This is a genomic window from Stenotrophomonas sp. PS02297 (assembly GCF_029959705.1).
In the GTDB taxonomy this organism is placed as follows: domain Bacteria; phylum Pseudomonadota; class Gammaproteobacteria; order Xanthomonadales; family Xanthomonadaceae; genus Stenotrophomonas; species Stenotrophomonas nitritireducens.
In genome coordinates this window covers 1-12,914 of record NZ_JASCOS010000020.1, presented here as the reverse complement: position 1 = coordinate 12,914, position 12,914 = coordinate 1, and the positions used below count along the sequence as shown (strand labels likewise).

Below are 12,914 nucleotides of genomic sequence, written 5' to 3'. Positions count from 1 at the left end.
GCTCAGGTGCGGACGGCGAACACCCCGTCCAGTTCCGGGCGCGCGCGGAAGCCTGCCTTCGCCAGGCGCGTGGCGACCTCGCGGGGAACATCGCGGCCGCTGGTGAGCCTGTTGGGCGCGCCGGTGTAGTGGAACAACTGGCCGCCCCGGCGCAGCACGCGCGCCAGATGGTCGTAGAACGCCTGCGAATACAGTTCGCCGGCGATGCCGAAGCGCGGCGGGTCATGCAGCACGGCATCGACCGAGGCATCGGCGATGTCCGCGATGGCCAATGAGACGTCGCCATGCGCGAGCGTCAGGCGCCCACCCGCGGCGTCGGACTCCGGGTCCGGCGACCAGGGATTGAGCGTACGCAGCCACAGCACTTCCGGGCTCTTTTCGAACGAACGCACGGCCGCCACGCCGGCTTCCAGGCAGCAGGCGGCGAAATAGCCCATGCCGCCGCAGGTATCGAGCACCTGCTTGCCGCGCGGCGCGATCAAGGCGACCTTGCGGCGTGCGTCATCCATCGGCGACAGCTGCGCGCTGACCAGCATCTTGATGCCGTCGATCTCGAAGGTCGGCACGCCCCACCCGGTCGGTACCAGCTTGTACAGGCCGCTGCCGAACCGCGAGGCGGGGGCGAAATCCTCGCCGTCCCAGTAGTAGACGGTGCGGTCCTTCAGCCGTTCGGGCCAGGGGTAGTCGCTGCCGCGCCACCGCCAGTGATCTGCCTCCAGCCGGACCTCGTCGCTGCCGCACCCCAGGTCGAACGAACCGGCCCATGTCGGCCTGCCGCTGCGGCGCGCGTCGAGCATGGCCTCCAGCAGCGGGCGGGTGAGCAGGGGACCGGAGTAATGGGGCATGCGCGGAGCGGCCCTGCGGAAAGGGCCGGTGACGGAAAGGGCGGCCATCGTAACCCGCGCCCGGACCAAGCGGCGGCGGGCGCGGTAGCGGCCATGGAACTCGTTGCGCCGCGGCCGGTCTGTTGCTGTCATGGTTGCACCACGGCGGCTCCATGCGCGCCCGTGCAGAGATACCCGGCGATGGAGAGGCATGCAGGATTCACGTGGTCGCGAACCGTTGTCCCACCGCATCGGCGCCGCTCTGGCGACCACGGCGGTCCTCTGCCTGTTCGCGCGCGTGCTCTGGCAGGTGCCCGAGGCGGAGACCGACGGCCGCGCGCAGCGGCTGCAGGTGCGCTGGCTGCCGCGCCAGCACGATGAGGCGCAGCTGCCGCCGCCGACGGCGGTGATGCGGGAAACGCCGGTTGCGTCCCGCGACACCGCGCCGTCATCGCCGGAGCTCCGGCCTCCCCCGTCGACCGTCGCCACGCCTCCGTCCGCCATCGCACCGGCAGCGTCCGCGGACTGGTGGCAGCGCCTGTACGACAGCCACGGCGAGATCGCCCTGCCCCAGGACATCGCCAGTGATGGCCGCACGCGTGCGACCGGCGAGCGGGTATTCGAGCACCGCGACGAACTGGCGACGGGGGTCGGCGAACGCGCTACCGCCGGGCTGTTCTCGAAGCGGGCAGCCGGGACCCGGCAGTCGCGCAAGGAGAAATGGCTCTATGGCGAGGATATCCAGCCGGCCGAAGCGCGGCGCCCACCCGATGTCGCGTTCAATCCGTCCCTGCACGAGCGCGCGTCCGACCTGGGCAGCGAGGCGACCGGCGATGCCTACAAGGCCGCGCCGATCCGCCATGAACCGCTGCCCGGCCTCGACGGCGAGGCCAGCCGCCGCCTCCGTGCCGCCATCGGCGAGTTGGAACGGCGCTATCCGCGTTGCAGCGGCGAGCTGCGCAGCCGCTGGTCCGCCACTGCGCTGCAGCACCTCGATGCGCTCGAGCGGCTGGAATACCGCTACCGCCACGGTGCCGATCCGGTCGAGGCCGAACACACGCTGCCGTCGGCGGCCGACAGCGCCTACGACCTGGCGCGGCGCGCGCTGTGGGATGCCGAGCGGCGCATGAAGACCTGCGGTTGAGCCTCGGCGCCAGCCGAAGGCCGGTCCGGGAGCTCCGCGTTGCCGGCGGGGGCGGTGCGTTGTCCTTGTCGCCGCTGCCAGGAGCGGCATGCGACAGCCCGCCGACAGCCGGCGCCGGCGCGTACGGGACAGCGCCCGGACTGGCCCGGGCCATTTCCGGACAACTTGTCCAACTTCATGTTCCGGAAGGTTTTTCTGTCCTGGAGGCTGTCTAGAATCGGGCTTCCTCCACCGCATGGGATTGCGATGAAGCCGATCGGCCTGTTGTCGTGCGCGCTTGTTCTCCTCACCACGTTCGGTTGCCAGGCCAGGCAGAACGAACCTGTCCAGTCGCAGGCGGGTATCGCACCGGGCAACAGCCACGCCCTGCCCAGGCACGCGCTGATCGGCTATCTGCACAATTTCGACAACGGCACCGGGGTGTTGCCGGTGGGCCAGGTCGATGACAGCTGGGACGTGATCGTGCTGGCCTTCGCCGACGACATGGGCGAGGGCAAGGTGGCGTTCAATCCGGATCCGGCGCTGGAGCGCACGCAGCTGATCGCCGATATCGCGGCCAAGCGCGCGCAGGGCAAGATCGTGGCGCTGTCGTTCGGCGGCGAGCTGGGCACGGTGACCTTGAACACCCGTCGCGAGGAGGACAACTTCGTCGCCACCACCGCCGAGGCCATCGACACCTTCGGCCTGGATGGCATCGACATCGACCTGGAGAAGATCGCCGGAGTGACCCACGACGCCCCGGTGGTCGCGCACCTGGTGTCGGCGGTCAAGCGCCTGCACCGCATGTATCCCAACCTGTACGTCTCGATGGCGCCGGAGCACCCGTATGTGCAGGGCGGCTTCGTGTCGATGGAGGGCATCTGGGGCGCCTACCTGCCGCTGATCGACGGCCTGCGCGATGAGCTGGATCTGCTGCACGTGCAGCTCTACAACAACGGCGGGCTGCCGACTCCCTACCGCGCCGAGGAGTATCCCGGCGGCAGCGTGGACATGATGGTCGGCTCGGCCCGGATGCTGATCGAAGGCTTCGCGCTGGCCGGCGGCAAGGGCCGCTTCGAGGGCCTGCGCGCCGACCAGGTGGCGCTGGCGCTGCCGTCGGGGCTGCGCGCGGCCGGCAACGGCCATGCGATCCCGGCCGATATCAACCGCGCCTTCGATTGCCTGACCACCGCCACGCAGTGCGACGAGGTCGTGCCGACGCGGCCGTACCCGGATTTCCGCGGGGTGATGACCTGGTCGATCAACTCGGACGTGGTCGACGGGCGCGCCTTCTCCGAAGCGGTCGGCAAGCACCTGCGCGCGGCCAGCGCCGCGCGCTGAGCGTCCACGCAGTCTGCCGCAACGGCGCCGCGCCGATCCGCGGCGCCGTTCCCGTTCAGTCCAGCACGAAGTGCACCAGCGTCACCGTCTCATCGGGCTGGAAGCCGGGGTAGATCTGCTGCAGCACGTCCAGCAGCCCATCCGGCGTCCGGCAGGCGGGATCGTGCTCGTCGCGCAGGTCGGCGGTGGTAAGGGTGCTGAACTGGCGCAGCTCGGTGGCCAGCGTCACCGTGGGCTGCGGCTGGCCGGCCGCGCACTGCAGGCGCGCCTGGGCCACGCCGTGCCAGCGGTTGCCACGGCGAACGCTGGTATTGCGGCCGCGGTGGAACAGCGGATTGACGAAGGTCAGCAGCGGTGCGGGCGAGAGATCCATGGCGGGTTCCGGGAAAGCGTTGGTTCGGTTCGAGTGACAGGGCGCCAGGATCCATCACCCCGGGTTCGCAGGACCGGGTCCAGCATCGCCTTCTGCGATGGAGGGCGCGCAAGACGATGCCGCGTACGGTTGCGATGGTCCTGCTGCTGTATCTGCCATGGGCGCCGGTGCAGGCCCGCACGGTATACCGCTGTCTGCAGAAAGGCACGGTGAGCATGGCCACCGCGCCGGAGCCCGGCTCCCGCTGCGAAGCCATCGTGATCGACGACAACGCCGTGCAGACGCCCAATCTATGGGGCGACTTCGGGGTGTTCAGCGGTACCTTGTACGAGCGTGAGCAGGACGGCGCGCTGGTCTATTCCACCCGCAACCTGCCTGGTTCGCGGCCATACCTGCGCTTCACCGTCGCCACGCCGCCGGGAGAACCGGCGCACGCCGGGCTGGGCCAGGTCGGCAAGCCGCAATTGAACCGCCACGCCCCCCAGTTCCGCGCTGCCGCCAGGGCCACGGGCGTGGATGACGCATGGTTGCGGGCCGTGGCCCATGCCGAAAGCGGGTTTGACGAAACGGCGGTTTCGGCCAAGGGCGCGCAGGGGGTGATGCAGCTGATGCCGGAAACCGCCAGCGAGTACGGCGTGGCCGATCCGCTGTCGGCGGCGCAGTCGATCGATGGCGGCGCCCGCTACATGAAGGCGTTGCTGCGCCGCTACGACGGCGACCGCAGCCTGGCCGCTGCCGCCTACAACGCCGGTATCGGCGTGGTCGCCCGTTATGGCGGGGTGCCGCCCTATGCGGAAACGCGCCAGTACGTGGACAAGGTGCTGACGCTGTACGAGCGCTATCGGCGGGCCATGGGCCGCGCACCGGAGCGGCCGGCGTTGTAGCGTTCCTTGCCGGGCGGTCAGCGGTGCGGCGCCTGCAGGAGGCGCAGCTGGCCTGATCCCAGGTGGTGCATCAGTTCGCGCAGCACCAGCAGCGCGGCGACAAAACCGGGACGTTCCGATAGTCCTGCCGCCCTGGCGGGCAGGCCCGCGGCCACCCGTGCCACCTGGTTGAATGCGCGCTCGACCTGTTCGACATCGAGCAGCTGCTCCGGCTGCTCCGGCAGGCCCAGCAGTCCGGCCAGCGGTTGCAGCACGGCGTCGCTGCAGTCCAGCCGCAGATGCGGATGCGCGCGCAGCGCCGGAATCTGCGGCATCAGCGCGTCCTCGGTGCGGGCGATGGCCTGTTCCAGCGCCGCCTCCGATGGCGGGAAGCGGCGCAGGCCGTCCTCCAGCAGCGACGCCAGGGTCAGCGGCAGCCGATGCCCGGACCGTGCGTGGGCTGCAGGCGGATCGGGTCTTCGTCCAGGTAAAGATGCATGGGGGCTCCCGCGCGCAGGGCCCGGGCGGTTCCGCCATCGGCCGTGAGCGTCTATCGTGCCCGGTCCGCAGTGGGTTGGATGTAAATGGAACGAAGGCATTGGGTGATGGCCGTGGTGGTGCTGACGGGCGGCGCATTGGCGGCCAGCTATCTGTGGGCGCCGCGCGCGCCGCAGGCGGTGGTGCCGGCCGCGACGCCGCTGGGCTGGCGCGCGCAGGTCGAACTGCTGGCCGGCGATGGTGTCGAGGGCGATGTCGTCGGTCCGGGGGCGCAGAGCCGCTTCAGCGATCCCTGGGGCGTGGCGATGGATGCCGGCGGCACGCTGTACGTGGCCGACGCAGGCGACAACAACCGCATCCTTTACCGCTGGCTGGACGGCGACTTCCATCTGCTGGCCGGCAGCGGCGAGGGCTTTGCCGATGGCCGCGGCGCCGCGGCCGCGTTCAACACGCCCTCGGGCATCGCCCTGGACCGGCACGGCAATCTTTACGTGGCCGATACCGGCAACCACGCCATCCGCAGGATCACCCCGCAGGGCGAGGTCACCACCATCGCCGGCAGTGGCCGCGCTGGTTTTGCCGACGGCAGCGGCCGGCTCGCGCAGTTCAACGGACCGATGGGCGTGGCGGTTGGCGCCGACGACCGCATCTACGTCGCCGATACCTGGAACGACCGGATCCGGGTCATCGATCCCGACGGGCAGGTGACGACGCTGGCCGGCGGCGCGCAGCCGGGCTGGGTCGATGGCGCAGGCAGCCAGGCGCGCTTCGATACTCCGACCGACCTGGCGCTGGCGGCCGATGGCACGCTGTGGGTCGCCGATCTGCAGAACAACGCCTTGCGCACCATCACGCCGTCCGGAATGGTCAGCACCCGCCTGGGCGGTGGCGACGGCGAGCGCGTGCTGTGGGGGCCGATGGCCCTGGCATTGACCCATGACGGCGTCGCCTATGTGGGCGAGCGGCTGAGTGGGCGCGTGATGCAGGTCTCGCCACACGGCCATGTGGTCGCCGTGGCCGGTGACGACGCGCGGCGTTTCGCGCGCCCGGCCGGACTGGCGCTGGCAGCCGATGGCAGCCTGCTGCTGGCCGATGCCGATGGCCACCGCCTGCATCACCTGCAACCGCGGCAGCCGGGCGAACCGCCGCTGGCGACACCCGTGGGGCCGTCGCCGGACAATCCGCTGCCGCGCAACCAGGGCCGCTGGCCGCTGGCCCCGCAGACCGGCTGGCATGAGGTGACCGGCACGCTGGGCGAGGTCCGCGGCGATTTCCGCGGGGAGAGCCGCCACCACCTGCACAGCGGCTTCGACGTGCGCGGCGACGTCGGCCAGACCGTGCTGGCGATTGCCGGCGGCAAGGTCAGCAGTCCGGCCTCGACCTGGACGCTGGGCGGGCAGGCCGAGGGTCTGTCGCTGGACAAGCTCGACTACATCCACATCAAGGTGGGGCGCGATGCCGCCAATCGCGCGCTGGATCCGGCGCGCATGCAGCTGCTGTATGACGACGCGGGCAAGCTTGAGCGGGTGCGGGTGCGCCGCGGCACCCGCTTCCAGCCCGGTGACGCGCTGGGCAGCATCAATTCCCAGGCCCACGTGCATCTGGCAGTGGGCCCTTCCGGCTATGAGCGCAACGCGGTGCGGCTGGGCTTTGCCGGCTACGCAGACCATGTCGCGCCGAAGATCGACGACATCGCCCTGCTCGATGGCAACGGCCAACGGCTGCGCGAAACGCGCGACGGCCGCCTCGTCGTGCCGCGCGACGCCGGCGGCCTGCAGCTGGTGGTCGAGGCCTGGGACCAGGTGGACGGCAACCTGCCGCGCCGCCGCCTCGGCCTGTACGCGCTGGGCTACCAGATCCTCGATGCCGCGGGCCGGGCGCTGCCCGGTTACGAGCGGCCGCACATGAACATCGAGTTCAACCGCATGCCCCCGCAGGCCGATGCGGTGAAGGTGGCCTACGCCGAAGACAGCGGCATCACCGTCCACGGCAGCGCGGTCACGCGGTTCCGCTACGTGCTCACCAACACGGTGCGCGATGGGCGGCTGGCGAGCGGCGCGCTGCAGGCGCAAGAGCTGCCGCCCGGGGAACATGTGATCCGGATCACCGCGAAGGATTACAGCGGCAACGAGGCCGGCGAACGTCGCGAACTGCGGATCGTGGCGCGCTGACCGGGTCGGCTGGGCGCGCGATCAGGCGTCCAGCCGCATCCGCTCCACCTGCAGGTCCTCCACCTCGCGCACCTCGATGCTGCCGTAGGCCGCCCAGGGGAACTGCCGGGCGATGCGCATGGCATCGTCCACGTCGGCCGCTTCGATCAGGTTGAAGCCGGCCAGGACCTCGCGGGTCTCGGCGAAGGGGCCGTCGGTGATGCGCGGCTCGCCGTTGCGGGTGCGCAGGGTCCGGGCGGTGGCCGGGGGCTGCAGCTTCTGCGCCAACTGCAGCGTGCCCTGCGCCTGCAGGGCGTCGGCGTGGAGCAGGCATTGGCGCATCTGCGCGTCGTACTCGTGTTGCGGGAGCGACTGCAGCAGTTCCGGGTCGATGTAGATCAGCAGCAGGAATTTCATGGCAGGCGCCGGTCGGGGTGAGCCGCCATGATCGCGCAGGGAACCGGTTGCGCGGCAATCATTAACGCGTTCATGAAAAAGACCGGCAGCCTTGTCGATACCGTCGGCGCCGGTTCGTCATATCGGGTGTGAAGCGGATCATCCGGTCCGCAACCGTCAAGGCACGGCGATGAAAGTGATGGTGATCGTGAAGGCGACGGCCGCCAGCGAGGCCGGGGTGATGCCCACCCAGGCCGAACTGGCTGCGATGGGCGCCTACAACGAGCGGTTGGTGGAGGCCGGCATCATGCTGGCCGGCGAGGGCCTGCATCCGAGCCGGCGCGGCGCGCGGGTGCGGTTCGACGGCGCGCGGCGCAGCGTCATCGACGGACCGTTCGCCGAGACGAAGGAACTCATCGCCGGCTTCTGGCTGTGGCAGGTGCGCTCCATGGACGAGGCGGTGGAGTGGCTCAAGCGCGCGCCCTTCAATCCCGACGGCAGTACGCCGGTGGAGGTGGAGATCCGCCCGTTCTTCGAGGCCGAGGACTTCGGCGACGTCTTCACCCCTGAATTGCGCGCGCAGGAGCAACGTCTGCGCGAGCGCATCGACAACAACGATTGACCCCTTTCCAAAACCCCGACGACAGGAGCAGCACGATGAAACTGATTCCCTTCCTGGGCTTCAACGGCAACACCCACGAGGCGATGGCCTTCTATGCCAGGGCGCTGGGCGGCAAGGTGGTGTCGGAAATGAAATACGGCGACATGCCGCCGAGCCCGGACATGGATGCCGAAGGCTGCGGCGGCTTCATGCCGCAGCCGGAGCATGTCGCACACTGCCAGGTCGAAGCCGGCGGCGCGATCCTGATGGCGGCCGATGGCCCAGCCACCGACGGACAGGGCGCGACCACCATCAACGTCGACGTGGACAGCGTCGAGGAGGCCGAGCGCGTGTTCGCCGCGCTGGCCGACGGCGGCCAGGTGCAGATGCCGCTGGCCGAGACGTTCTGGGCCAGACGCTGGGGCATGCTGGTGGACCGCTATGGCAAGCCATGGATGGTCAACTGCATGAAGCCGATGGACGGGGGGCAGTGAGCATGGCCACGCCGCAGATGATCTTCGTCAACCTGCCGGTGCGCGACCTGGATGCCTCCAAGGCCTTCTTCGCTGCGCTCGGCTACACCTTCAACCCGCAGTTCACCAACCAGGACGCGGCCTGCATGGTCGTCAGCGACAGCATCTACGTGATGCTGCTGGTGGAGCCGTTCTTCCAGACCTTCACCCGCCAGCCGCTGTGCGACGCGCGCCGGCAGACCGAGGTCATCACCTGCCTGTCGGCGACCAGCCGCGCGGCGGTGGATCAGCTGGTGGACAAGGCGCTCGCCGCCGGCGCGAGCGAGCCGATGCCGGCACGCGACTACGGCTTCATGTACCAGCGCGGCTTCCAGGACCTGGACGGCCACCTGTGGGAGATCGCCCACATGGACGGCGAGCCCGGTTGATCCGCGGACGGCCGCGAACCCGCGCGGCCGCATCCGTCGCATTCCATGGGTGGAGGAGACAACGATGAGCTACGTGGATGGTTTCGTACTGCCGGTGCCGCAGGGGCGGCTGGCCGAATACCGGCGCATGGCCCGCCTGGGCGGCAAGGTGTGGAAGGAGCATGGCGCGCTGGCCTACCTGGAAGCGGTGGCCGATGACGTCAAGCCGGGCAAGCACACCTCGTTCCCGCAGGCGGTCAAGCTCAAGCCCGATGAAGTGGTGATCTTCGCCTACATCATCTATCGCTCGCGCGCGCACCGCGACCGGGTCAACGCCAAGGCCATGGCCGACCCACGCCTGGCCGGCATGGACGCCAGGAGCATGCCGTTCGACGGCAAGCGCATGTTCTGGGGCGGGTTCAAGGCCTTCGTCGATCTGTGACGGACAGGATGCCCGTCGCTACAGGCGGGGCGAGGGCATGGCGGTGCGGAAGCTTGCGCCTGCGGTGGCGCGATGCTGTGATCGCGGGCTGATGGAAACCCACGAAATCCGGCGCAGGCTCGATACGGTGTGGCGCATGGAGTCGCCACGCCTGATCGCGCGCCTGGCGCGGATGCTGGGCGACCTGGACGGCGCAGAGGAACTGGCCCAGGACGCGCTGGTCGCCGCGCTGGAACATTGGCCGCGGCATGGCGTGCCGGACAACCCCGCCGCATGGCTGACGACCACGGCCCAGCGCCGGGCGATCGACCTGCTGCGCCAGCGTCGCCTGCATGCCGGCAAGCACGCGGCGATGGCGCAGGAGCCGGACCACCAGGGGAGCGTCGTGCGCAACCACGAGCGCGAAGTGGAAGATGACATCGGCGACGACCTGCTGCGCCTGCTGTTCGTCGCCTGCCATCCGGTGCTGCCGGCCGACGCGCGCGTGGCGCTGACCCTGCGCCTGCTGTGCGGCTTGAGCACGGCCGAAATCGCGCGCGCGTTCCTGCTGCCGGAGGCCACCATCGCCCAGCGCATCGTCCGCGCCAAGCGCACCCTGGCCGAGCGCGGCGTGGCGTTCGAGGTGCCGCGACGGCAGGCGCTGCCGCCGCGGCTGCGCTCGGTGCTGGAGGTGGTCTACCTGGTCTTCAACGAAGGCTATGCGGCCAGTAATGGCGAGGACTGGATGCGCCCGGCGCTGTGCGAGGAGGCGCTGCGCCTGGGCAGGGTGCTGGCCGGGCTGATGCCCGTGTCGGCGCCGGTGCTTGGGCTGCTGGCATTGATGGAACTGCAGGCCTCGCGGATGAATGCGCGTACCGGCGCCGATGGTGGAGCGGTGCTGCTCATGGAACAGGACCGCAGCCGCTGGGACTGGCTGCAGATCGGCCGCGGCCAGGTGGCGCTGGAGAAGGCGCTGGCCCTCGGTGGCGACGACGATGCCTATGTACTGCAGGCGGCCATCGCCGAATGCCACGCGCGGGCGCGCCGCGCCGCGCAGACCGACTGGTCGCGCATCGCGCAGCTGTACGCGCGCCTGATGGCGGTGATGCCCTCGCCGGTGATCGAACTGAACCGCACCGTCGCGGTGGCGCGCGCACAGGGAGCGCAGGCCGCGTGGCCGCTGCTGGAAGCCCTGCAGGAAGACGGCCGGCTGGACGGCTACGCACCGCTGCATGCGGTGCGCGGCGACCTGCTCGAGCAGCTGGGCCGTCGCGGCGAAGCGCGCGCCGCCTTCGAGCGCGCCGCCGGCCTGAGCGGCAATGGCCGCGAGCGCGCCGCGCTGTTGGCCCGCGCGGGGAAAATGTAGCCGGAGCACGGACGGCAATGGCGACTTTGCCGATGCGGGCCGCTGCCCGTGCACTCCGGCACTGCCCGTCCAGCCGCGACGCTGGCTACACTCCAGCGGTTGTCCGACCCTTGGAGATGGATGTGAAGCGAATTGTGATCAGCCTGCTGGCGATGTCGGTGTCCACCGCATTGATGGCCGCGCCACCGAAATTCGATGGCGCGCGGATTTCCGCCGACGTGAAGGAACTGGCCTCCGACGCCTACGAAGGCCGTTCGCCGGCTACCGCCGGCGAGGAGAAGACCATCGCCTACCTGAGCCGCCAGTTCGCCGACGCCGGACTGCAGCCTGGCGGCGACCTGCAGGACGGCAAGCGCCTGTGGACCCAGGCGGTACCGCTGCTCAAGGGTGACATCGTCGGCAAGCCGCAGCTGTCGCTGTCCAGCAAGGGCAAGCCGCAGGCGCTGACCCAGGGCCAGGAGATCGCGGTGCGCGCGGCCATGAACGGCGACAGCGCGGTGGCGATCAAGGACGCGCCGCTGGTGTTCGTCGGCTACGGCGTCAAGGCGCCGGAGCGCGACTGGGACGACTTCAAGGGCGTGGACCTGAAGGGCAAGATCGCTGTGATGCTGATCAACGACCCGGACTTCGAGACCGGCGTCGGCGATTTCGACGGCAAGGGTATGACCTATTACGGCCGCTGGACCTACAAGTACGAGGAAGGCGCGCGCCAGGGCGCCGCTGGCGTGCTGATCGTCCATGAGACCGCGCCGGCCTCCTACGGCTGGGCGACGGTGGCCGGTTCCAACACCAACACCATGTTCGACGTGGTCCGCGACAACCCCGCCGCGGCGCATCCGCCGCTGGAAGGCTGGATCCAGCGTGATCTGGCGGTGGACCTGTTCAAGCGTGCCGGGCTGGACTTCGAGGCGTTGAAGAAGCAGGCGCAGTCGCGCGGCTTCCGCCCGGTGGAACTGAAGGGCGAGACGTTCTCGGCCGACTACGCGGTCAAGACCGAGGTCATCACCTCGCATAATGTGATTGCACGCCTGGAGGGCAGCAGCCATCCGGACGAGACCGTGCTCTACTCGGCGCACTGGGACCACATCGGCGTCGGCGAGCCGGACGCGCGCGGCGACCGCATCTTCAACGGCGCGCTGGACAACGCCAGCGGCACCGCCTCGCTGCTGGAACTGGCCCGCGGCTTCGCCAAGGCGCCGCGCCCGCAGCGTTCGGTGGTGTTCCTGGCGGTCACCGCCGAGGAGAAGGGCCTGCTGGGTTCGGAGTACTACGCCAGCCATCCGCTTTACCCGCTGGGCAAGACCGTGGCGCTGATCAACATGGACGGCATGGCGCCGTTCGGCCCGTCGCGCGATTTCGGCATCTATGGTTCGGCGCGTTTCGAGCTGCTGGACCAGTTGAAGGACGTGGCCAAGGGCTGGGACATCCGCTACACGCCGGACCCCAAGCCGGAAGCGGGCCTGTTCTTCCGCTCCGATCATTTCCCGTTCGCCAAGCGCGGGGTGCCGGCGCTGTCGTACTCGGCCGGCCAGGACTGGATCGACGGCGGCGTGGCGGCCGGCAAGAAGGCCTCGGACGACTACACCGCCAAGCGCTATCACCAGCAGGGCGACGAATGGCAGCCGGACTGGACCTTCGCCGGTGCCGCGCGCGACCTGGAAGTGGTCTACACGCTGGGCGAGCAGCTGGCCAACTCCCGTGCCTGGCCGAACTGGAGCGCCGACGAGCCGTTCCGCGCGGCGCGCGACGCCAGCGCCGACGAGCGCCGCTGAGCGCACTGCCGGCAGCTCTCCTCCCGCCGGGAGGGGCGCTGCCGCTTCGCGGGGGGCCCCCCCCCCGGGGGGGGGGGGGGGGGGGGGGGGGGGGGGGGGGGGGGGGGGGGGCCCCCGGGCCGGGGGGGGGGGGGGGCCCGGGGGTGGGGGGCCCCCCCCCCCGGGGGCCGCGTGGACATGAGGGGCGGCGCGGCCCGGAGGCGGAGCGACGGCGGCGCGCGGGCCGGCGGCACGGGCCGCTGCGCGGGCCGGCGCGCCGACCAGGTGGCGCTGGCGCTGCCGTCGGGGCTGCGCGCGGCCGGCAAC

The 12,914-nt window shown here is 70.4% G+C and carries 14 protein-coding genes; 10 read left to right on the top strand and 4 right to left on the bottom strand.

From position 1 onward, the window contains the following. Positions 1-2 precede the first annotated feature (2 nt). Entirely contained in the window at positions 3-845 is an 843-nt protein-coding gene (locus tag QMX80_RS06650) for an MnmC family methyltransferase (RefSeq protein WP_282276031.1), read from the bottom strand. A gap of 190 nt (positions 846-1,035) precedes the next feature. Here QMX80_RS06650 and QMX80_RS06645 point away from each other — a divergent pair, with 190 nt between their 5' ends. After that, positions 1,036-1,968: a hypothetical protein gene (locus tag QMX80_RS06645; protein ID WP_282276029.1), complete on the top strand. Its 933-nt coding sequence runs from the start codon at positions 1,036-1,038 to the stop codon at positions 1,966-1,968. Positions 1,969-2,214: 246 nt separating this feature from the next. Continuing rightward, positions 2,215-3,288 carry a chitinase gene (locus QMX80_RS06640; protein ID WP_282276028.1) on the top strand — a complete coding sequence of 358 codons (1,074 nt, stop codon included), beginning with the start codon at positions 2,215-2,217 and terminating at the stop codon, positions 3,286-3,288. Between the two features lie 55 nt (positions 3,289-3,343). On the opposite strand, the gene QMX80_RS06635 is transcribed toward QMX80_RS06640, so the two are convergent. Beyond that, positions 3,344-3,661 carry a hypothetical protein gene (locus QMX80_RS06635; RefSeq protein WP_273083052.1) on the bottom strand — a complete coding sequence of 106 codons (318 nt, stop codon included), beginning with the start codon at positions 3,659-3,661 and terminating at the stop codon, positions 3,344-3,346. A gap of 116 nt (positions 3,662-3,777) precedes the next feature. On the opposite strand from QMX80_RS06635, the gene QMX80_RS06630 reads away from it, so the two are divergent. Further along, on the top strand, positions 3,778-4,545 hold the full coding sequence (locus QMX80_RS06630; protein ID WP_282276026.1) for a lytic transglycosylase domain-containing protein: 768 nt from the start codon (positions 3,778-3,780) through the stop codon (positions 4,543-4,545). Positions 4,546-4,562: 17 nt separating this feature from the next. On the opposite strand, the gene QMX80_RS06625 is transcribed toward QMX80_RS06630, so the two are convergent. Then, positions 4,563-4,859 (bottom strand): hypothetical protein, encoded by a 297-nt coding sequence (locus tag QMX80_RS06625; protein WP_282276025.1) that lies wholly within the window; start codon positions 4,857-4,859, stop codon positions 4,563-4,565. A gap of 249 nt (positions 4,860-5,108) precedes the next feature. On the opposite strand from QMX80_RS06625, the gene QMX80_RS06620 reads away from it, so the two are divergent. Further along, complete coding sequence (locus QMX80_RS06620; RefSeq protein ID WP_282276023.1) at positions 5,109-7,193, top strand: NHL repeat-containing protein; 2,085 nt, start codon at positions 5,109-5,111, stop codon at positions 7,191-7,193. 21 nt (positions 7,194-7,214) lie between these two features. Here QMX80_RS06620 and QMX80_RS06615 read toward each other — a convergent pair whose 3' ends face one another. Next, entirely contained in the window at positions 7,215-7,589 is a 375-nt protein-coding gene (locus QMX80_RS06615) for a YciI family protein (protein ID WP_282276022.1), read from the bottom strand. 169 nt (positions 7,590-7,758) lie between these two features. Here QMX80_RS06615 and QMX80_RS06610 point away from each other — a divergent pair, with 169 nt between their 5' ends. The 6 genes from QMX80_RS06610 to QMX80_RS06585 all read left to right on the top strand — a co-directional run bounded on the left by QMX80_RS06610 (position 7,759) and on the right by QMX80_RS06585 (position 12,608). Then, positions 7,759-8,190, top strand: a complete 432-nt coding sequence (locus tag QMX80_RS06610; RefSeq protein WP_282276070.1) for a YciI family protein — start codon at positions 7,759-7,761, stop codon at positions 8,188-8,190. Between the two features lie 35 nt (positions 8,191-8,225). Then, on the top strand, positions 8,226-8,663 hold the full coding sequence (locus QMX80_RS06605; protein WP_282276021.1) for a VOC family protein: 438 nt from the start codon (positions 8,226-8,228) through the stop codon (positions 8,661-8,663). Continuing rightward, complete coding sequence (locus QMX80_RS06600; RefSeq protein WP_273083035.1) at positions 8,660-9,070, top strand: VOC family protein; 411 nt, start codon at positions 8,660-8,662, stop codon at positions 9,068-9,070. The genes QMX80_RS06605 and QMX80_RS06600 overlap by 4 nt, the downstream gene beginning before the upstream one ends. 64 nt (positions 9,071-9,134) lie before the next feature. Next, on the top strand, positions 9,135-9,491 hold the full coding sequence (locus QMX80_RS06595; protein ID WP_055770637.1) for a DUF1428 domain-containing protein: 357 nt from the start codon (positions 9,135-9,137) through the stop codon (positions 9,489-9,491). A 91-nt stretch (positions 9,492-9,582) separates the two neighbouring features. Next, positions 9,583-10,836: an RNA polymerase sigma factor gene (locus QMX80_RS06590; protein WP_282276020.1), complete on the top strand. Its 1,254-nt coding sequence runs from the start codon at positions 9,583-9,585 to the stop codon at positions 10,834-10,836. Between the two features lie 122 nt (positions 10,837-10,958). Further along, positions 10,959-12,608: a M28 family metallopeptidase gene (locus QMX80_RS06585; protein WP_282276019.1), complete on the top strand. Its 1,650-nt coding sequence runs from the start codon at positions 10,959-10,961 to the stop codon at positions 12,606-12,608. The last annotated feature ends 306 nt before the right edge of the window (positions 12,609-12,914 follow it).